The following is a 20,983-nucleotide window of genomic DNA, read 5'->3' as shown; positions in this document are numbered from 1 at the left end:
AATGCCTCGGCGCCTCCCCTCGACAACGCGTCTCATTTCATTTTTCCACGTGGGCAAAGTACGGCAGCGGAAATGGGGCGTCAAGGAAACGCGACCCCGAAAAAGGTCGAGATGCGAGGGATTCGCGGCGCGTGCCCGCCCCACGAACCATAGACGCGCAGTTGTCCCGCAGCCGGACGCGCGCCATAACAATGCAATGATCGAACGCATCGGCATACTCGGCGCGGGCGCATGGGGCACGGCGCTCGCCATCGCGGCGCGACGCAGCGGACGCGCCGTCATCCTGCAGGCGCGCGATCCGTCCACTGCGGCGGCGATCGCAAGACAAAAAGAGAACGCCCGCTACCTGCCCGGCGTCAGACTTGATGATGGCATTCGCCTCGTCAGCGCGCCGCGCGACGCCATCGCCGGTGCCGACGCCGTGCTGCTGGCGGTGCCGGCGCAGGCGCTGCGTGCCGTGCTGCAACGATGCGCGTGCGACTGGCCACCGGGTCTCCCGGCGGTGATCTGCGCCAAGGGTATCGAGGAGCAGACGTGCGCCCTGATGAGCGAGGTGATCGCCGACGTCATTCCTGCCGCGCCCGTCTGCGTCTTGTCCGGCCCCAGCTTTGCCGCCGAGGCGGCGCGCGAGCAGCCCACGGCGGTTACCTTCGCCTGCGCCGATCCGGGGTTGCGCCAGACGCTGCCGGTGGCGCTCGGCTCACGGTCCTTTCGGATTTATTCCTCGGATGATGTCGTCGGCGCCGAACTTGGCGGCGCCGTCAAGAACGTTCTGGCCATTGCCTGCGGCATCGTTGCCGGCAAATCTTTGGGCGATAACGCGCGGGCGGCCCTGATTACCCGCGGTGTCGCGGAACTGGCCCGCTTCGCCGCGTCGATGGGCGCCCGGCCGGAAACCGTCTTCGGTCTGAGCGGCCTGGGTGACCTCGTCCTGACCTGCTCGGCGTTCCAGTCACGCAATTTCTCGCTCGGCGTTGCCCTGGGAAGAGGCAAGCCACTCAACGAAATACTGGAATCGCGGAACACCGTCGTCGAGGGTGTTTACACGGCAGCTTCCGTGACCGAGATTGCTCGCCGTGATGGAGTCGACATGCCGATTTGCGCCGCCGTCGATGCCGTGCTCAATCGCGGCGCCGATCTCGAACGGACGATCGCCGATTTACTCGCCCGCCCACTGCGTGCCGAAGTATTCGCCGCCTGAGCCGCCAGGCGTGAATGCGCGTGCAAAAACAGCGGCAACAAAGGGACAGGAGCAACGTCAAGATGCATTTCGTCTTCTATTGCAAGGATAAGCCGGGCAGCGAACAGATCCGCATCGCCAACCGGTCGGCCCATCTCGACTATCTCGAGGCGCATCGCGACCGGTTGTTATGCGCCGGTCCACTGCTCGCCGACGGGAGCGACAGCATACGGATGATCGGCAGCCTTCTAATCCTCGAACTCGCGGACCAGGCCGCGGCTGAGACGTTCGCCGCCGGTGACCCCTATGCCCGCGCCGGCCTGTTCGAGAGCGTCAGCATTCATCCGTGGCGCAAGGTGTTCCCCAAGTCTTGAGCGATGAGGTCTTGAGCCACGACGGCGGCACCCGCGATGCCGCCGTTCCCCCTGCCGATGCATCGCCGCGAGGAGGCCCCCGGCGGCGAAGGCGACGAGGAGATGCCCTTGGCTTACTGGCTGGTGAAATCGGAACCAGGCGCCTGGTCGTGGCAACAGCAGGTGGCCACGGGTACGACATCGTGGGATGGCGTGCGCAGCCATCAGGCGACGAACAACATGAAAGCGATGCGGCTTGGAGATCGCGCGTTCTTCTACCACTCCGGCGCTGCGCGTGAGATTGTCGGCGTCGTCGAGGTAACCGGCGAATTTCATCTTGATCCTAAAGACCCGTCCGGCCGTTTCGGCATGGTCGATGTCCGCAGCGTCGGTGAAGTGCCGACGCCGATCGCCCTGGCGGCGATCAAGGCCGACCCCCGCCTCGCCCACCTCGCGCTGGTGCGTCAGTCGCGGCTCTCGGTGATGCCGGTCGACGATGACTCATGGCAGATCCTTTGCGCCATGGGCGGACTTGCGGCCTGATGCGGCACGCGCTGTGCCGGTTTCAGGATATTCCCGATCGTGGATCGGAAGGTTTTGTCGTCGCGGGCGCGGCCGAGGCGATCCCGGTGATGGCGCTTCGACGCGGCGAGCGTGTCTACGTCTACGTGAATTCCTGCCCGCACTGGGGCTCGCCGCTCGATCTTGTGCCGGGACGCTTCCTCGACCGTCGGGGGGAATACGCGCTATGTTCGACGCATGGAGCGCGATTTCGCGTCGAGGATGGCGTGTGCGTCAGCGGTCCATGCCGCGGCGCGGCCCTGATTCCGCTTCAGGCAATAGTGGAAGATGGTTCGGTGATGATCGTCGATTGACGATCATTCGATTTGCGGTTAACCCGTACGGTGACTTGTACCCCAAGCCCAAACGGCGATAATCCGTCCTAGTCGTTGTGGCTCGTTCACAACCGGCGCGTGCGTTCAGAGCGCCCAATGATAAGAAGCGCAATCGCCATCAAAACTCGAGGGAGGAGTGGTCCCGCATGACCGAAGAGCACGTGTTTCCAGTTACTGAATCCATAGCTAAAACTGCGTATATCGACAACGACACCTATCTTGCCTGGTACAAACGGTCGGTCGAGGACCCCGAAGGGTTCTGGGCCGAGCACGGCAAGCGGATCGATTGGATCAAGCCCTTCACCAAGGTGAAGGACGTGAGCTTTAATGCCCCAAACGTGCATATCCGTTGGTTCTATGACGGCACGCTGAATGTGTCCGCTAACTGCCTCGACAGGCACCTTGCCACGCGCGGCGATCAGACGGCCATTCTGTTCGAAGGCGACGATCCGTCGGTCTCTAAGGCGATCACCTATCGGCAGCTGCACGAGCAGGTATGTAAGTTCGCCAACGTATTGAAAGGGATCGGCGTTAAGAAGGGCGACCGCGTCACCCTTTACCTGCCGATGATCCCCGAACTCGCCGTGGCGATGCTGGCATGTACCCGCGTGGGTGCCATCCATTCCATCGTCTTTGGCGGCTTCTCGCCGGACTCCCTGGCTAACCGTGTCCAGGATTGCGATTCCACGGTTGTCGTCACCTCGGACGAGGGTCTGCGCGGCGGGCGCAAAGTGGCGCTGAAGTCCAACGCGGACCAGGCACTGGCGACCTGCCCGTCGGTCAACAAGGTCGTCGTCGTCAAGCACACGGGCGGAGCCTGCGACTGGACGGACGGCCGCGACGTCTGGTGGCACGACTTGATGGACGGCGCGTCGGCAGACTGCCCACCGGAAGAGATGAACGCCGAGGATCCGTTGTTTATCCTCTATACGTCCGGCTCGACGGGCAAGCCCAAGGGCGTTCTTCATACGACCGGTGGCTATCTTGTCTATGCGTCGATGACCCATCAATACGTCTTCGACTATCACGACGGCGACATCTACTGGTGCACGGCCGACATCGGCTGGGTCACCGGGCACAGCTATATCGTCTACGGACCGCTCGCCAACGGCGCGACGACGATCATGTTCGAGGGCGTGCCCAACTATCCCGACGCCTCGCGCTTCTGGCAGGTGGTCGACAAGCACAAGGTTAATATCTTTTACACTGCCCCAACCGCGATCCGCGCGCTCATGCGCGAAGGAGAAGCGCTGGTGAAAACCTCCTCGCGGGCCTCACTGCGCATCCTGGGGTCGGTCGGCGAGCCGATCAATCCGGAAGCGTGGATGTGGTATTACTCGGTGGTCGGTGACAGCCGGTGCCCGATCGTCGATACATGGTGGCAGACAGAGACGGGCGGAATTCTGATCACGCCGCTGCCGGGTGCCACGCCGCTGAAGCCGGGATCGGCAACGCGGCCGTTCTTCGGCGTTCAGCCCAGCCTAGTCGACGCCGACGGCGTGGTTCTCGAAGGCGCAACATCCGGCAACCTATGCATCAACGATGCGTGGCCGGGCATGATGCGGACGGTCTATCAGGATCATGACCGCTTCGAGCAGACGTACTTCTCGACCTACCCCGGCCGCTATTTCACCGGCGACGGCTGCCGGCGCGACGCGGACGGCTATTATTGGATTACCGGTCGCGTCGATGACGTGATCAACGTTTCGGGACACCGCATGGGCACCGCAGAGGTCGAAAGCGCGCTCGTCGCCCATCCGAAGGTCGCGGAAGCCGCCGTCGTCGGTTTCCCCCATGACCTGAAGGGCCAGGGCATCTACGCGTACGTCACGCTTAATGCCGGGGAGAACCCGACGGAGGATCTCCGCAAGGAGCTCGTGGCCTGGGTCCGCAAGGAGATCGGCCCCATCGCATCGCCGGATGTGATCCAGTGGGCGCCGGGCCTGCCGAAGACCCGCTCCGGCAAGATCATGCGCCGCATCTTGCGCAAGATCGCCGAGAACGACTTCGGGTCCCTGGGTGATACGTCGACGCTGGCCGATCCCACCGTCGTCAACGACTTGATTGAGCACCGCGCCAGCGCCTGAACGCTCTAAAGCGACGGATTGTTCCGAGCAGATGGGGCGAAAAGCCCCATCTGCCGGTTTTTTTCTTTCTAGTTCGATCCCCTATGCGATCAGAATATCGTCGGTGATCTGCGCATCACCGTCACTGACCGCTCCGAGGACCTTGATCACATCGCCGCCGACGAGATTAAGCTGGACCCCGCCCGCGATCGCCACGAACGAGGCGATGCTGGCAGCGGCATTCGGCAGGTCGACCACGTCGCCGTCGGCCTTGCTGTAGTCCGTGATCACATCCGTTTCTTTGACGCCGTTGGCGAGCGTATTAAACACAAACCGATCGGCAAGGAGGCCCCCGCTGAGGTTGTCGTTGCCGGGTCCACCGTCCAGCGTGTCGGTGCCGACGATGCCGATCAGCGTGTCGTTCCCGGTCCCGCCCAGCAGGCGGTCGCCGCCGCCGCCACCCTCCAGCCGATCGGCTCCCGCCCCGCCGTTCAGGGTATCATTGCCGCCGAGACCTTTCAGAACATTGGCCGCGCCATTGCCGGTTATGCTGTTCGCGAGCCCGTTTCCCGTTCCGTTGATTGCCGAACCGCCGGTAAGAACGAGATTTTCGAGATAATTGCCAAGCGTGAACGTCACGGAGCTACGGACAAGATCGATTCCATCTGACTCGCTATACTCTGTTATACTGTCTCCGACATTATCAACGATGTAGGTATCATTGCCAAAGTTGCCGATCAGGTAATCGGCGCCCGTGCCGCCATTGACCGTATCGTTGCCACCGCCTCCGTCGATATAGTCCACGCCAGAGCTGCCCAGCAGCAAGTCGTTATCGGCGCCGCCTTGAACATAGTCGTCACCCCCACCCGCGTTGACCGTATCGTTGCCGCTTCCGGACTCGATGCTGTCGTTGCCTGCGAGCGCCGTGATGGTATCCGCGCCGTTGGTCGCAACGCCAGTCACACCCGCCGATGAACTGAACACATAAATTGCGTCGTCGCCTGAGGTCCCTGTTACTGTCGCCATTGCGTCCTCTGCCGAATTCTGTTTATGGCTTGCGCTCGATGCGAGCGCGGCAAAATCTTAGCTGAAGCCGGATTCAGGCGATACAAAACCGGTGGTTCCCGACAGGTTTCGAGCCGGTCGCGCGGAGCAGACGAATGCCTCGAGCCCATCCGAAGAAATTAATGCTCGCACGAGATTCGCAATCCCCGACGGCGGCTCGCGCCATGATACCAAGCACTTCGACGCTCTCGACTTCATAGCGGGCGCAGCTCGCTCGATAACGGTTGTTTCTCCTGGTTTCCGCATCGTCGCCGAACCTGAAGCGGATCATCCTTTACTTTGGCAGCGTGATATCGCATTGAGAATTCGCTAACGATTATCGCTTATGCTTTCGCTCGGTCGATGGCGTCCACTCCGGGGAACTTCTGCGTCTTGAGCAGTGCCAACCAAGCTCACATTGCCACTGCGTCTCTTGCTCCGGCTTGCGTGGCAGGACAACCGTGGCGGCGCTTTCTCGAGCGCTTCTTGCCGGCGGCGGTCATCATCCTCGTCGGCTTCGCGATCGTTGTCGTCGATCGCTGGAAGTCGCTCGAGGATCATGATTATCGCGCCACGGTCCAGGCCATTGACGTGCAATCGGCGATGATCGATGCGAGTTTGCGCAGTGTCGCCGCAGACCTCGCAACGATTTCTCACTGGGTCGACGGCGACGACCTCAACGCCGGCAGTTCCAACATCGATGGGAAACATCGACTGTCGGACGCGCTCCTCGCGTTCGCGTCGTCGAAGAACGACTATACGATGTTCCGATGGGTCGACGCGCGAGACGGCCGCGAACTGCGGGTCGAGCGAACGGACGATCGGCCCGTCGTCAAATTCGGTGCGGTGCCGTCCGGCCCCACGAACCGGCTGGATGTTCCGTTCATTCGCATCGTTCAACGGCTGGCGGATGAGCACGGCAACGATCAGGGTGTTCTGACGGTCGATCTCGCCCTTGCCGGTTTGCTCGACGCGCTCCGGCGGGCGGCACCGGAAGTGGGCGGTGTTATGGTGCTCGACAGCCATGGCAACTGGATTGAATCACCGAATTCGGCAGTGGAATTACACCTCGCGGCTAAATCCGTTATCGGCGATCCACGAGGCACGAGCTTTGCCGCCCTCCGTCCCGACGCATGGGCGACAATCCGCCAGACGGGTAGCGGCCTTTATCGCGATACCGACGGAACCTTCCTTTATGCGACCTTGCCCTTTCCTTTCGCCGGCGGGACGATCGCAAACTCGATCGATCTCGCGCAGCCGGCCGCAGACGGCACCTTTGATCCGGATGAGGGTTGGACGATCGCGGTTTTTCGGCCTGACACCCCGATCAGTTTGCTGCGTGACCATCTCATCAGGCCGGCGCTGCTCGCCGGAGCGATGTTGTCTCTTGCGGCCGTGCTCTGCCTGCTGCTCGGCCGGGAAGGAGCGCGCCGCTCGCAAGCCACCAGTCAACTCGCCGAAGCCGAGCGGGCACTTCGCGATTCCGTTGTATTCAACCAGACCCTGCTGGAAAACCTGCCGACGCCGGTGTTTTTCGTCGACACCGACGGCCGCTGTCTCGATTGCAATCAAGCGTTCGCCGATCTGGTCGGCCGGGCAAGGGCTTCACTCGTCGGCAAGTCCGTCAGGGATGCTTTCTCCCCAAGCGAGGAGGCGGCGTTTTGTCTTAAGAACGATGACTTCTTCGCCAAACCGGAGAGGCGGATTTACGAAACCTCAGGGCATGATGCCGAGGGAAATCTGCGTCACTGGCTGGTGGTAAAGTCGCCGTTGAACGACGCGGAAGGGGCAGCCCGGGGACTGATCGCGATCACCATCGATGTTACCGAACACAAGGCGGCTGAAGAAGTCCTCGCCCGCAGCCACGCCTTTTTCCGTCAGGTCCTCGATGCCATCCCTCAACCTGTTTTCGTCAAGGACCGGCAACATCGGATGGTCTTCGTCAACGATGCCGCCTGCGATTTCTTTGGATACCCACGCGAGCGGCTGGTCGGCACGGACGATACCGAGTGTTTCCTTGAAGAGCAGTGCGCCGTGTTCCGCAAGATTGACAATCTTGTCTTTACTCACAGGCAGGTCAATCTGAATGAAGAAGTCATCACCAATGCGGCCGGCCGGGAGCACGTGATCCTGACGAAAAAATCAGTGATCTTTGACAAACCCGGGAATGACATGCTGGTCGGTATTATTACCGACATCACCGAGCGGAAAGAAGCGGAAAAGATGCTTCTGCTGTCGGCGGAGGTGTTCGAGAACTGTTCCGAGGGAATTTTGATTACGGACGATCAAGGCATTATCCTCAGCGTCAACCGCGCCCTAATCGAGATGAGTGGATATTCTTCCGATGAACTTATCGGTTCGGACGCGCGTATGCTCAGCCTCGACCGGCAGGCAGTAGATTTGTTTATGACCATCACCGCCGCCGTTGCCGACCGGGGACGATGGAAGGGCGAAGTTGTCAACCGCCGAAAGAATGGTGAGATTTACGTCGTCGAAATGCCAACCTTTGCCGTGCGCGACGACCGTGGAACGATCTGTCGCTATATCGCCCTGCTCAACGACATCACCGAGCGCAAGAGCCACGAAGACCGCATCCGCTACCTCGCGCAGCACGACTTTCTCACGGGGCTCGCCAACCGTGCCCTGCTCTACGACCGGATCGAGCACGACATCCTGCACGCCCAACGCAACGCCAGGAAAGTCGCCATCCTGGTGCTCGACCTCGACCGTTTCAAGGAGATCAACGACACCTGGGGACATGCGACCGGCGACCAGTTGCTCACCCAGGTCGGTCAACGCCTGCGCTCCGTCGTTCGCCAGACTGATACGGTATCCCGCTTCGGCGGCGATGAATTCGCGATCGTTTTGCCCGATGTGCACGAACGCCAGGACGCCGAACGGATCGCCGCCAAGATCACGGCTGAGCTTTCGCGCCCCTTTTGTCTCGATCACGTCCGTGCCGAGATCGGCGTCAGCCTCGGCATCGCCGTCTACCCGGACGATGGTTATGATCGCGAGGGGCTGTGCCGCCACGCGGACACCGAGATGTATCGAACGAAGGCCCAGCACCGAAACGGAATGCGCCTGTTGGGATAACCGCGGGACCGGTCATTTGCCGGCGGTCACTCCCGCCGCGCGAAAGCAGGCGTACGCGCGGAAAGACGCTTGGTCTAATCGGCCATCAAGCGGCCAAGGCGGTTGGCGGGCAGGACCCGCGACTAAAAATCAATGCAGCGCCCCTTGCGCTCCCAATCGCCGAAGCGCGTCGGCTCCAGCCCTTTCGGCCCACCAAGCTCGTCAGTTACCACGTCGCCTGGGCCCACATCGGCCGGTATCGCGCCCTCAAGCTGCGCATCGCCGGATCGGGCCGGTATCGGCGCTTGCTCGTCGGGCGGTACCGCGATCGTTGGTGAATCCAAACCCGAAGATGTCTGCGTTTCATTGTTCACGGCGGCGATCCTTTCGTGGTTGATCTCTTGTGGCAGGGTCGACCGATCACTACAACACTATCGAACGTGTGCGATGTCCGGCGTTCCTCGCAAGCGGGATTTCTACGGTCATGAGTCTGGTGCGAACGTCTTTGCTGCTCGCGGGATTAACCGCGCTGTTTCTGGCCCTTGGCTGGCTGATTGGCGGGCAGACCGGAATGCTGGTGGCGCTGGCAGTGGCCATCGGCACCAACGTGTTCGCCTACTGGAACGCCGACAAGGTCGTTTTGCGCATGTACAATGCGCAAGAGGTCGACGCGCGTTCGGCCCCGGAGCTCCATGGCCTCGTCGCCCAGCTCGCCGGTCGCGCGCAGTTGCCGATGCCGCGCGTGTACGTTATCGATTCACCGCAACCCAATGCTTTCGCAACGGGCCGGGATCCGCAGCATGCTGCGGTGGCGGCGACCACCGGGCTTATCCGTTCCCTCAGCCATCAGGAATTGGCGGGCGTCATGGCGCACGAGCTTGCGCATGTGCGCAATCGCGATACGTTGATCATGACTGTAACCGCGACTCTCGCCGGCGCGCTTGGCATGCTGGCCAATTTTGGCCTGTTCTTCGGTGGGAATCGCGAAAACCAGGCAGGAGCAATCACCGGTATCCTTGCCGCCATCCTGGCTCCGTTGGCGGCGATGCTGGTGCAGTTCGCCATTTCGCGCACACGCGAGTACGCCGCCGATCGCATGGGGGCCGAAATCTGCGGACATCCGATGTGGCTCGCGTCCGCCTTGCAGAAGCTGGAATCAAGCACCCGGCGCATCGACAATCCGGCCGCCGAGCACAACCCAGCCACCGCGCATCTCTTCATCGTCAACCCGCTCCACGGGCGCTCGATGGACAATCTGTTCTCTACCCACCCGTCGACCGAGAACCGCGTCCGCGCCCTGCGCGAGCTGGCCGCCCGCACCGGGAGTTCCGGCCCTTGGGGATGATGGTCCCCGCGAAGGCGCCATTGCCGAGGACGGGCCTCGTGGAGACGGACCCTGCGGGTAAGGAACACGTGCGCATGGACCTGCGGCGCAACGGCTGCGGCCGGCAATCGGATCCACAGCACGCGTGAGCATCGCCGCCGGGCATCTCAGCCGGGACGCTGAGGGCGTTGAATCCGGTCAACAGGCGCGATACGCCGCCCTGACGACGATCGCGGCGGTTCTTGACCAGCGCCGTCCCTTGGACGAGGCGTTCGATGCCCAGGTACAATCGATTCCATTGCCTTCGCGCGACCGGGCGTTCGCGTTCAACCTCGCCTCGACCGTCCTCCGCCGCCTGGGACAAATTGATGACGCCGTTGACGGGCGCCTCGCCCGCCCCCTTCCCGAACGGCGTCAGTTGGTCAAGCACCTCCTGCGGCTCGGCGCCGCTCAGCTTCTGTTCCTGAACACGCCAGCATACGCGGCCGTTCATACCACCGTGACACTCGCCCGCAGCATGCGCCAAAACGGGCACGTACCGCTGATCAACTCCCTGCTCCGTCGCCTCGCCACCGAAGGCGCCGAGATCCTTTCCGCCCAGGATGCCGCGCGGCTGAACACGCCCGATTGGCTATGGCGAGACTGGACGCACGCTTACGGGCCGGCAGCGGCGCGCTCCATCGCCACGGCACACCTTGGCGAGCCACCTCTCGATCTGACGATCAAACCCGATGCCAACGTCGCGTCACTTCTCGCCCGCACCGATGTCGGGCGCCTGCCGACAGGCACGTTGCGCCTCCCCGCTTTCGGCGCCGTAGCGGAGATCGCTGGCTACGATGAGGGCCTGTGGTGGGTCCAGGACGTCGCCGCGTCGCTGCCCGCGCGACTGTTCAAAGACGTTGCCGGCCGGCGGGTATTCGATCTGTGCGCCGCGCCGGGTGGAAAATCGGCGCAGCTCGCCGCGGCCGGCGCCCATGTGATTGCGCTCGATCGCTCACCCAAGCGGCTTGCGCGCCTTGAGGAGAACCTGCGGCGTCTTGGGCTGCCCGCCGAGACGGTCGTCGCCGATGCCGCAACCTGGCAACCGGAGGGGCTGGCGGACTGTGTGCTGCTCGACGCTCCCTGTTCGGCGACCGGGACGATCCGCCGCCACCCCGACGTCGCCCGATTGAAATCGGCCGAGGACGTAAAGAAGCTCGCCGCGCTACAGACGCGATTGCTGAAGGCTGCAGCCAATCTGGTAGCCCCAGGCGGCATCCTGGTCTATTGCGCATGTTCGCTCCAAGTCCAAGAAGGCGAAGGGGTGGTTGATTCGTTCCTCGATATGGCCGATGGATGGACGCGCGCTCCCATCGATGCCGCTGAAATCGGTGGATGCGACCAGTTTTTGACATCGCAAGGAGATATGCGCACTCTTCCTTTCTACCTTGCCGACGTCGGCGGCATGGACGGATTTTTTGCCGCGCGGCTGATGCGTCGGTAAGAAGAGTGAGGGCAACACCGCCGATGGCGCCCTCTCTTCCCGGCGTCGGGCCGCGACCAGCGAGGGCGGGCGAAACGATGAAAGAGGGATCGGCGTCAGTTGAAAAGGCCATCATCCCCTATCGTGACGATATGCGGCCCCCGATCGGCTCGACGGCGATGTCTGCAGACGGCTTTCCCGGTTCCCTCCGCGCGCTGTGCTCAAATCTCGTCTTTCGTTCCGCGCTTTACCGTCGCCTCGTGCTCGATGGTCCGGTTCCCAATCAGCTGTTGAGAGGCTTTCCCTGCCACGCGCCCGGCGACCGCACGCAGGCGGACGCGATCGTCGGCAAGGAGTTCTTGTTCTATGGCCGGCGCGTGCCGTTTGGCGTCATGCCGTTTTCAGTCCTGCCCCCCGGACGCACGCTTGCCGCTGCCTTGCATGGGTTCGCTTGGCTCGGCGACCTTGCGGCCATCGGAACCGGCGAGGCCCGTGTCCGCGCCCGCGCCCTCGTCACCAATTGGATCAGCGCAAATCGCCGTTGGACGGAGCTTGCCTGGTCGCCCGCGGTGCTTGGCCGACGTCTCGCCGCGTGGCTCGCCGCCGCAGAGTTCGTTCTCGACGGGGCCGATGGCGACGAGCGCGTCCGATTCCTTGAATCCGCCGGCAGGCAAGCCCGACACCTCGCACGCATCGCCAACAGCATCGCCAAGGAGCCGGGCGTGTTCGACGCCGCGGAAGGCGAGATTGCCGCGGCGTTGTGCCTCGACGCCGTACCGCTTGCGCCGGCGTTAGGCCGGCTCGAAAGCGCGATTGCCCATCACATCCTTGCTGATGGTGGCCACGTCGGACGAAATCCGGCCGTGCAACTCTCGATCTTCCGATCCCTGGTGGAGATTCGTTCGGCCCTCGATGAGGCGCATCAACAGCCGCTCGATGTGGTGAATTCAGCCATTCAGATCATGGCGCCGGCACTGCGTACCCTCCGTCACGGCGACGGAAGGCTTGCGCTTTTCCACGGCGCCAAGGAATCCGACCGGACGTTGATCGATTCGCTGCTGGCGGCAAGCCGCGTCAGTACCAGCGCGGTCGCAAGTCTGCCTCAGACAGGCTTCGAGCGTGTGTCGGCGGGACGGATGCTTTTGCTCGTCGACGCCGGCTCTCCCCCGGCCAACGGCCATGCCTCGCCGCTCGCCTTTGAATTGAGCATCGGGCGTGAGCGCCTCGTCGTCAACTGCGGCGCCTTCGCCGGAGATGACCCGAGATGGCATGCCGCGTTGCGATCGACGGCCGCGCATTCAACCGTTGGCATCGGCAATGCCAGCGTCCGCGCCGGCGGCTGGATCACGACGCGCCCGATCCACACGCGCTGCGAACGGCAGTCCGCCGACGGTGCCGTCTGGCTCGATATGAGCCATGACGGCTACCATCGCCACTTCGGCATCGTTCATCGTCGCCGGCTTTATGTCACTGACGCCGGCAGCGAGATCCGTGGCGAGGATAGCCTCGACGGGCGGCGCGGGCGGCGTTTCGAAGCGAGATTCCATCTTCACCCGGACGTTCGCGCCAGCCTGTCCGCAGATGGAGTGTCTGTCGAATTGAAGCTGCCGAGTTCGGCGGTATGGCGCTTCCTCGCCGTTGGTGGGTTGCTTTCACTTGAGGAGAGCGCCTATCTCGGTGTGGCCGACCAGCCGCGACGGACGCAACAGATTGTCGTATCCGGCGAGACCGGCCGCGATGGAGCCCGCCTCAAGTGGGCGTTCCGCCAGGATGGCGACGGTTGATGGGCAAGCCCTTCTTACGGCTGCCAGCGGTCATCGCGCATCTCGTGCTCGCAGGGGTTTTGCGCGGAGGAGCGCGGTTCGCTCGGTTCCACCGCTCGGCCCTCTGGACACATGGGCACAAAGAGACCGTGCGGTAATTGCGTTTGCGCGTCGCCACAGGCTGATGCGAGCTGCTCGGGCGTCAACCCGCGCACGTAGCGAAGGTCGGCCCCGGACAGGCGTGCCCCGTCAAGAATTGCTCCGGCAAAATCGGGACATTCGACGACCGAGTCCGGCTCCTTGCGGTGAGCGACAAAGCAGCCGATGCTGGCCCCGGAAAAGTCCGCCTGCGCCAGAACCGCGCCGCGCAGATTGGCGCCCTGCAAGTTGGCGTCGGCAAAGTTACCGCGGGTCAACAGCGGCGTGCGAAGATCGGCGAGGCCGAGATAGGCGCCGCGGAAATCGGCATCTTCGAGATCAGCGTCCATCAGCACCGCCTTGCGCAAACAGGCGTTTTGAAAATCGGAGCCATCGAGGTCGGTGCGGTCGAGCCGGGCGCTTTCGAGGTCGGCGCCCTCGAACCGCGATCGCTGAAAATCGGCGCGGCGCAGGTCTGAATCGCGCAGATCAGACCCGGAGACGTCGGATTTGGAAGCGGTCGCATAGCGAAGATCTTTTTTGCGCAGATCCATACCCTTGAGTTCGGACGCGCGGATATCGACGACGAAAAAGCCGATTTTTCGCGGGTTGGCATCGAAGACGATCGGAAACAGGCCGACACCCAGCGTAACAGCGGTGAGCATGGCAGCGAGAATGCACAACAACGGACGGCGCCTGGTCAGCTGCATCCGTCCGCATGACATCGTCGAAGCGGTCTGCTCGAAAAAGCGCATCGCCGCCGAGGCACAGCCGGTAATGAGCACGACGTGCACCCCGCTGACCAACCAGTCGCGCAGCGGCAGATATCGGATCCAGATCGCCAGAAGTGTCGCCGGCACGGTGCCCCAGAGGAGCAGGATGGTGAGGATTTCCTCGAACTGCAGGCGCTTCCAGCCACCTTTCATCCGCAGGAGTTTTGTTCCGATCCACGGATAGGCGCGCCTGTCGAGCGGCGTTCCGTCGGGGAACACGGCGGGCAGCGACGCCAAGGTCTCGCCGATCCCGAACATCTGCAGGTGCAGGTAGACGTAAAGGCCAAGCAGCAGAATCGGCGCGACCCAAAAGAATGAGGCGGCAGGAATGTTGATCGACAAGTCGGGCAGGAGCGCCAGTGACGCGTTCGACAGGAGGGCGTGGTCGGGCGTCGAAATCACCGTAAGGATGATGAGCACGCACGATAAGAGAATCGATAGGAACGCCGGCCGGGCGTTCTGGCTGCTCTCGGCGATATAGGCGAGGCGGGCCTCGAAGGAGAGGGTCGCGGGAAGCCTGACACCGGCGAGATCGGCGCCGGCAAACTCATCGCCCGTCAGTCCGGAGGCGCCTTCAAAATCGGCGTCGTTCAAGGCGGCACGCGCAAGACCGCGGATGCCCCGCAGGCGGGTCGCGCGCAGCACGCTTCGCCGCAGGTTAGCCCCAAGGACATCCGCCTCCTCGAGGTTTGCGCCCTCAAGATCGGCCGCCTCAAGATCGGCGTTCGCCAGATCGGCCCCAGCGAGATTCGCCCCTTTGAGGTCGACGGCGGCGAGGCACGCCTGGCGAAGCTGGGCGCCCCGTAGCGACGCCTTGGCCAGCACCGCGCCGGAGAGCATCGCCCGGCGCCCGGTTTCACCGTTCGATGCGAGCCATTGTCCGTGGCTTTCAATCGCTTTCGCGAGCCATTCGTCCGGCACTGGAGCCGGTGTCCGGCCGTCGGCAGGGTCGATCGCCGCTCCTGGGGCCGGACTGGGCGGTACGCTCAGGTGACGGCGCCCGCGTCTTCGACCTTTCGCACCGGCGGCAACTGCGCATCGTCCGCGTAGATCGGACCATCGGTGATCACGCTTCGATAGGCGTGCCAAGTTGCGTAGGCAAGCACGGGAACGCCGACGGCAAGGCCGATGAAGGCCGTCGCGATACCCAGCGCGGTGATCAGCGCGATCATCGCAGCCCAGCCGAACATCACCCGCACATTGCCGCGAACGACGAGCAAGCTCACGCCGATCGCGGTGAGCACGTCGATCGGACGGTCATAGATCAACGGGACGGACACGGCGGTGAGACTGAATACCGCAGCCGTGAGGCAGGCGCCCACGATGGAGCCCAAGATGAGCAGCAACGCACCTTGGATCGAAAAGACGATGTCGACGATGAACGCGTCCAGCGGCGGCGGCTCGCGACCGAAGATCAGGGCAAACAGCAAGAGCGCGAGCAGCACCCAGACGAGACAACACAGCAGCAACACGACGCCCATCGCCGAAAGCTGGCTGGCGCTTCGTGAGAAGGCGCCGAAGCAGTCGGTGAGTGTCGCCGGCAGTCCTGCCTCGAGCCGCCGGCTGACGTCATAAAGACCGACGACCAGGATCGGCGCGACGATGGCGAAGCCCCCGGCAATCGGCAGGATCAGCGCGCCGAGGCCGGCGACGGAAAATCCCAGCGTAAGCGCAAGCGCGATAACGACGAAGGTTCCGCCATAGGCGAGGCTGACACCCGGCGCGCTGCGGAAATCGCGCCAGCCTTGTGACAGCCACGTTCCTGAAATGTCGACGTCTTCGAGAATGCGGATGGAAACCGGAAGGCGGTAAACGCCTTCAGTCGAAGTCGACATGGAACGCTCTCCCCATACCCAGACGTTTTGTTCTATCGGTTGATTGTATCAGTTTCTTCTATCGGCGCACGATCCGATCCGCCCACGACGCGAACGTCGGTCGGCTCTGTCTGTTTTCTAAGTTCCCCCCAGTTGTTGCGGTTCGTCGACCGACCGGTAGTGGTGTTGCAGCGCGATCATGAGACCCTTGAGCGGCCGCAGCAAAAGCAATCCGCCGCCGAGAATGAGGGGAGTCCACAGCACGGCGTGCACCCACAACGGCGGCGCGTACGCGACCTCGACGGCGGCGGCAATGCCGACGACGCCGAAGCCGAGAATGAAGATGGCGAAGACCGCAGGTCCATCTCCCGCGTCGTGGCCGCCGAAGCCCAGGCCGCACGTGCGGCAGTGTGCAGTCACCGTCAGGAATCCGTCGAAAAGCCGGCCCTGCCCGCACCGTGGGCAGCGGCAACGCAGCCCACGTGCAAGGGTCTGTCCGAGGCTCGGCCGCGGCGGCGGTTGCGTCACGTCGTCCTCACCGGTTGCGATCTCGCGGACAATCAGTGCCCGTACGGGCCGTGATAGCCCGATCCACCAATCCAGTAGATGCACACGAACAAGAACAGCCAGACGACGTCGACGAAGTGCCAGTACCAAGCCGCCGCTTCAAATCCGACGTGCTTTTCCGGTGTGAAATCGCCGGCGCGCGCCCGCAGGAAGCATACGAACAGGAAGCAGGTACCGACGAAGACGTGGAAACCGTGAAAGCCGGTCGCCATAAAGAAGGCAGAAGAATAAATGTCCTCGCTGAAGCCGAACGCGGCGTGGCTGTACTCGAACGCCTGGCACATCAGGAACAGCGCGCCCAGGGCTGCCGTCACTCCCGTCCAGAACACGAGCTTCTGCCGGTCGCCCATCCGCACCGCATGGTGGGCGATCGTCACCGTGGCGCCCGACGTCAGCAGGATCAGCGTGTTCAGGAAAGGCAACCCCCAGGCATAGAAAGGAACGATGCCTTCCGGCGGCCACGTCGTATGCGCCGCGCGATTAATCAGCGGAACACTCGCGTTAAAGTAAGCCCAGAAGAAGGCAAAGAAAAACATCACTTCCGAGGCGATAAACAACAGAAAGCCGACGCGCAGCCCGTGATTGACAGCTTCGGTGTGAAAAACTCCGGCGCGCGATTCCTTGATGACGTCGCGCCACCAGAAGAAGAAGGTCGCAAGCAGGATCGCAAAACCGGGAACCGGCGCCCATCCGGGGCCGCCATGCATGAACCATATGCCACCGACGGCAAGAAGAAATGCCGCGAGGGTCCCGGTCGCCGGCCAGGGACTCGGATTGACCATATGGTAGGGATGCGATTTCACTGCTGCCGGGCTCGCCATTGTCGTTTCTCCCCTCTCAATGAGTGTTTATTTTCGGCGGCTAGCCGCCCGTCCCTGCGCTTGGCGCGGCGGCAAGACGCGGCGCCGGTTTCTGCTGCTCCGCCTCGCCTTCCGCACGGAAGAATGTGTAGGATAAGGTTATCGTCTTCACGTCCCGAGTGGTTGGATCCTCATAAAGGCCGGGATCGACATAGAAAACCACGGGCATTGAAACTTCCTGCTTCGGCTCGAGCGTTTGTTCGCTGAAGCAGAAGCATTGCAGCTTGTCAAAGTAAGCTGCTGCCTTTTCCGGCACGACGCTAAACGTCGCGGTGCCGGTGATCGGATGATCCGAGAGATTTGTCGCGTTGAAATGGACGAGCGTTTCCTCGCCCGTATGCACGGTGACCTGACGCTGCGCCGGCTCAAACCGCCACGGCAACGCCGGGTTGACGTTGGCGTCGAAGCGGACGACCACCGTTTCGTCGCCGCGCCGCGTCGGCTTCGCGACATCCGTCGTCTTCGGCGTGCCGTCATAGCCGGTCGCCTGACAGAACATCCGATAAAGCGTAGCCGAGGCAAACGACAGCCCCAGCATGCCGCCGACGACCGCGAACAATACGCCGGCGACGAGCCAGCGATTGCGCCCCGGGCGGCTCACCGCCGTCCTCCGCCGAACCGCTGGCAAGCGGCGTCGGCCGCGCCGTCACCCTCTCCTTGCGGGAGAGGGCGTGCGGCGCGGACGGTTTCCTTGGTAACGATCACGGATGTCACGCTCATACGGGACCGCATCACTCGGCCGGCCGCATCTGGCCATGACCCGGGTGAGCATGGCCGTAACCACCGCTGATGACCGGCAACTCTTCATGCGTGTGAAATGGCGCTGGTGACGGCACGGTCCACTCCAGCGTCGTCGCACCCTCTCCCCAGGGATTGGCGACGGCCCGCTTGCCCGCACGCAAGGTATAAAAGACGACGGCAAAAAACATCAGTGTCCCAACCATGGTGATGCCGGCACCGATCGAGCTCACCATGTTCCAGCCGGCATAGACGTCGGGATAGTCCGGAATACGCCGTGGCATCCCGGCGAGACCGAGGAAATGCTGGGGGAAAAACAGGACGTTGACACCGACGAAAAAGACCCAGAACTGCAGCTTGGCGAAGCCTTCCGGATACTGCTTGCCGGTCATCTTGCCGCTCCAGTAATACCAAGCGCCGAACATGGCGAAGATCGCGGCGATCGCCATGACGTAGTGGAAGTGGGCGACGACGTAATAGGTATCGTGGAAGGCGAAGTCGATGCTCGCGTTGGCCAGCACGACACCGGTGACGCCGCCGAGGACGAACAGCCAAATGAAGCCGACGGCATAAAGCATTGGTGCCTTGAAGTCGATCGACCCACCCCACATCGTTGCCAGCCAGCTGAAGATCTTGATGCCCGTCGGCACGGCGATGATCAGCGTCGCCACGGTGAAATAGGCCCGCGTGTTGACCCCGATGCCGCTGGTATACATGTGGTGCGCCCAGACGACGAAGCCGACAACGCCGATGGCCGTCATCGCGTACGCCATGCCGAGATAGCCGAAGACCGGCTTCTTCGAAAACGTCGATACGATCTGACTGATGATGCCAAAGGCCGGCAGGATGATGATGTACACTTCCGGATGGCCGAAGAACCAGAACAGATGCTGCCACAGAAGCGGATCGCCGCCGCCAGCAACGTCATAGAAATGAGTGCCGAAATTGCGGTCGGTCAGCAGCATGGTGAGCGCACCGGCAAGAACCGGCAATGCCAGCAGCAACAGGAAGGCAGTCACCAGGATCGACCAGACGAACAGCGGCATGCGGTGCAGGGTCATTCCGGGGGCGCGCATATTGAAGATGGTGACGATGAAGTTGATCGCGCCGAGGATTGAGCCCGCGCCGGCGAGGTGCAGCGCCAGGATGCCGAAGTCGACCGAAGGTCCAGGATGGTACGCGATCGATGACAGCGGCGGGTACACCGTCCACCCGGTTCCCGGCCCGTCACCGACGAACGCCGAGAGAACCAGGAGCATAAGGCCCGCGGCGGTGAGCCAGAAACTGACGTTGTTCATGCGCGGGAACGCCATGTCCGGCGCGCCGATCATCAGCGGGACGAACCAGTTGCCGAACCCACCGATCAACCCCGGCATGACGACGAAGAACACCATCAAGAAGCCGTGGGCGGTCACCAGGACATTATAGAATTGGGTGTTCTGGATGAACTGCAGTCCGGGTTCGGCCAGTTCGAGGCGAATCATCCAGGACATGCCGCCACCGATCAACGCGGCGATCATCGACAAGATGATGTAGAGCGTGCCGATGTCCTTGTGGTTGGTTGAATAGACCCAACGTTTCCATCCCGTCGGATGATGCTCATGATCGCTGTGAGCAGCGGCAGCACCGTAAGCCATGATCGCTTTCTCCCTTATCCGCTCCACCTGCCCTTAGCGGGGCTCCGCCATTCCGGACGCCAGATTTACATCGGCGTGGCCATTAACCGCAAATGTTTGCTTTGCCTGTTCAACCCAGGCGTCAAATTCCGGCTTCGATACGCCCCGCACTTGAATCGGCATGAAGTAGTGGTTGACGCCACACAATTCGGAGCACATCCCGTAAAATGTGCCTTCCTTCTCGATGCGTACCCAGGTCTCGTTAATCCGGCCGGGTAACGCATCCTTTTTAAGTCCCAGCGACGGAACCGCCCAGTCGTGAATCACGTCGTCAGAAGCGATCAAGACCTGAATTGTCGCGCCGACCGGCAGAACCACCGGGTTGTCGACCGTCAAAAGCCGCGGCTGCCCCGGCTTCAGGTCATCTTCGGCGACGGGAATGCTGTCGAACGTAAAGTCACCATTATCGGGATAGTTGTAAGTCCAATACCATTGATGCGCCGTTACCTTGAGGGTCAAGTCATACTTTGGCGGGGTTTGGGCGGAATAGTAGAGATTGGTGATCGACGGGACGGCGATAACCGCAAGTATGATCACCGGCACCACGGTCCAGACGAACTCAAGCAATGTGTTGTGTGCCGTTTGCGACGGGACCGGGTTGCTCCGCGCGTTGAAGCGGAAAATCACATAACCAAGGATGGCCAGGACCAGGAGGACGATCGCCGTGATGATGACCAGCAGCAGGTTATGAAATTCGTGCACACGCTCCATGACCGGCGAGAACGCGTTCTGGAAATTGATCTGCCAGGGTTTGGCCTCGCCAAGCACGTCTTCGGCAAAAGCGTTCTGTGCAAAGGCAAAAATGCCGAGTCCGGCTGCCGACGTTAACGAGAGCCACCGATGCAAAACGTCCCTCATGCGCAATATCCATTATGTTTGCCGGCGGCGGTCATCGCCGTCCGATGTTGATGTGGGCCTGAGCAAATTGCCAGAGCGCGCCCGTGGTCGACCCCATCCCCGTTTATAGCCCGCCGGGGGAGCGTCCCCAGAATTGCTAACATGAGCAAATCCGCATGCAAAGTACTATTTTTCGCGCCTGTTAGAGTCACGGATGGCCATTTCGAGACCTGTTTGCGAACGTGGGAAGTTGTTGATTTCCGGTCCGATCGACGTATCGTACGGCGTTCTTCGAGGGTACGGGATGCAGGTGCGAAAGTGACCGTAATGACCAATAAATACGTGCTGGCGGCGATCCTCGCCGCTGCTGCACTGGCGATGTACGTGAGCGTGTTCTTCCAGCTCGCCGATCAATGA

General features: G+C 62.3%; 18 protein-coding genes. 9 read left to right on the top strand and 9 right to left on the bottom strand.

Annotated features, from left to right (window positions below; translation table 11 throughout):
- Nucleotides 1-196: 196 nt before the first annotated feature.
- The 5 genes from IPK66_13580 to acs all read left to right on the top strand — a co-directional run bounded on the left by IPK66_13580 (nt 197) and on the right by acs (nt 4,516).
- Entirely contained in the window at nt 197-1,201 is a 1,005-nt protein-coding gene (locus IPK66_13580) for an NAD(P)-dependent glycerol-3-phosphate dehydrogenase (protein MBK8176246.1), read from the top strand.
- Between the two features lie 62 nt (nt 1,202-1,263).
- Entirely contained in the window at nt 1,264-1,554 is a 291-nt protein-coding gene (locus IPK66_13575; protein MBK8176245.1) for a YciI family protein, read from the top strand.
- A 108-nt stretch (nt 1,555-1,662) separates the two neighbouring features.
- A complete protein-coding gene (locus IPK66_13570; protein ID MBK8176244.1) occupies nt 1,663-2,076 on the top strand; it encodes an EVE domain-containing protein in 414 nt (137 codons plus the stop codon).
- On the top strand, nt 2,076-2,408 hold the full coding sequence (locus IPK66_13565) for a Rieske 2Fe-2S domain-containing protein (protein ID MBK8176243.1): 333 nt from the start codon (nt 2,076-2,078) through the stop codon (nt 2,406-2,408). Before IPK66_13570 ends, IPK66_13565 begins: the two co-directional genes overlap by 1 nt.
- A gap of 167 nt (nt 2,409-2,575) precedes the next feature.
- Nucleotides 2,576-4,516: an acetate--CoA ligase gene (gene acs, locus IPK66_13560; GenBank protein MBK8176242.1), complete on the top strand. Its 1,941-nt coding sequence runs from the start codon at nt 2,576-2,578 to the stop codon at nt 4,514-4,516.
- Between the two features lie 81 nt (nt 4,517-4,597).
- Here acs and IPK66_13555 read toward each other — a convergent pair whose 3' ends face one another.
- On the bottom strand, nt 4,598-5,521 hold the full coding sequence (locus IPK66_13555; protein MBK8176241.1) for a hypothetical protein: 924 nt from the start codon (nt 5,519-5,521) through the stop codon (nt 4,598-4,600).
- Nucleotides 5,522-5,986: 465 nt separating this feature from the next.
- On the opposite strand from IPK66_13555, the gene IPK66_13550 reads away from it, so the two are divergent.
- The gene (locus IPK66_13550) at nt 5,987-8,635 is read left to right on the top strand and encodes a PAS domain S-box protein (protein MBK8176240.1); all 2,649 of its coding nucleotides are present in this window, start codon (nt 5,987-5,989) and stop codon (nt 8,633-8,635) included.
- A gap of 122 nt (nt 8,636-8,757) precedes the next feature.
- On the opposite strand, the gene IPK66_13545 is transcribed toward IPK66_13550, so the two are convergent.
- Entirely contained in the window at nt 8,758-8,913 is a 156-nt protein-coding gene (locus IPK66_13545) for a DUF1674 domain-containing protein (GenBank protein MBK8176239.1), read from the bottom strand.
- 185 nt (nt 8,914-9,098) lie between these two features.
- On the opposite strand from IPK66_13545, the gene htpX reads away from it, so the two are divergent.
- The 3 genes from htpX to IPK66_13530 all read left to right on the top strand — a co-directional run bounded on the left by htpX (nt 9,099) and on the right by IPK66_13530 (nt 13,184).
- Nucleotides 9,099-9,959 (top strand): zinc metalloprotease HtpX, encoded by an 861-nt coding sequence (gene htpX, locus IPK66_13540; protein MBK8176238.1) that lies wholly within the window; start codon nt 9,099-9,101, stop codon nt 9,957-9,959.
- A gap of 130 nt (nt 9,960-10,089) precedes the next feature.
- Nucleotides 10,090-11,421 (top strand): MFS transporter, encoded by a 1,332-nt coding sequence (locus IPK66_13535; GenBank protein MBK8176237.1) that lies wholly within the window; start codon nt 10,090-10,092, stop codon nt 11,419-11,421.
- A 77-nt stretch (nt 11,422-11,498) separates the two neighbouring features.
- Entirely contained in the window at nt 11,499-13,184 is a 1,686-nt protein-coding gene (locus IPK66_13530) for a heparinase II/III family protein (protein ID MBK8176236.1), read from the top strand.
- 14 nt (nt 13,185-13,198) lie between these two features.
- On the opposite strand, the gene IPK66_13525 is transcribed toward IPK66_13530, so the two are convergent.
- The 7 genes from IPK66_13525 to coxB form a co-directional block, all read right to left on the bottom strand.
- On the bottom strand, nt 13,199-14,995 hold the full coding sequence (locus tag IPK66_13525) for a pentapeptide repeat-containing protein (GenBank protein MBK8176235.1): 1,797 nt from the start codon (nt 14,993-14,995) through the stop codon (nt 13,199-13,201).
- Between the two features lie 65 nt (nt 14,996-15,060).
- Nucleotides 15,061-15,909, bottom strand: a complete 849-nt coding sequence (locus IPK66_13520) for a DUF2189 domain-containing protein (GenBank protein MBK8176234.1) — start codon at nt 15,907-15,909, stop codon at nt 15,061-15,063.
- A gap of 117 nt (nt 15,910-16,026) precedes the next feature.
- Entirely contained in the window at nt 16,027-16,416 is a 390-nt protein-coding gene (locus IPK66_13515; GenBank protein ID MBK8176233.1) for a DUF983 domain-containing protein, read from the bottom strand.
- A 32-nt stretch (nt 16,417-16,448) separates the two neighbouring features.
- Nucleotides 16,449-17,276, bottom strand: coding sequence for a cytochrome c oxidase subunit 3 (locus IPK66_13510; protein MBK8176232.1), 828 nt, complete (start codon nt 17,274-17,276; stop codon nt 16,449-16,451).
- A gap of 40 nt (nt 17,277-17,316) precedes the next feature.
- Complete coding sequence (locus tag IPK66_13505; GenBank protein ID MBK8176231.1) at nt 17,317-17,853, bottom strand: cytochrome c oxidase assembly protein; 537 nt, start codon at nt 17,851-17,853, stop codon at nt 17,317-17,319.
- A 193-nt stretch (nt 17,854-18,046) separates the two neighbouring features.
- Nucleotides 18,047-19,690, bottom strand: coding sequence for a cytochrome c oxidase subunit I (ctaD, locus tag IPK66_13500; GenBank protein ID MBK8176230.1), 1,644 nt, complete (start codon nt 19,688-19,690; stop codon nt 18,047-18,049).
- Between the two features lie 33 nt (nt 19,691-19,723).
- A complete protein-coding gene (gene coxB, locus IPK66_13495) occupies nt 19,724-20,587 on the bottom strand; it encodes a cytochrome c oxidase subunit II (GenBank protein ID MBK8176229.1) in 864 nt (287 codons plus the stop codon).
- Nucleotides 20,588-20,983: the final 396 nt, after the last annotated feature.

This window comes from Rhodospirillales bacterium, from assembly GCA_016712595.1.
GTDB lineage: Bacteria > Pseudomonadota > Alphaproteobacteria > Rhodospirillales > Defluviicoccaceae > Defluviicoccus.
The sequence above is the reverse complement of the archived record's forward strand: the minus strand, read 5'-3'. Positions and strand labels throughout refer to the sequence as shown.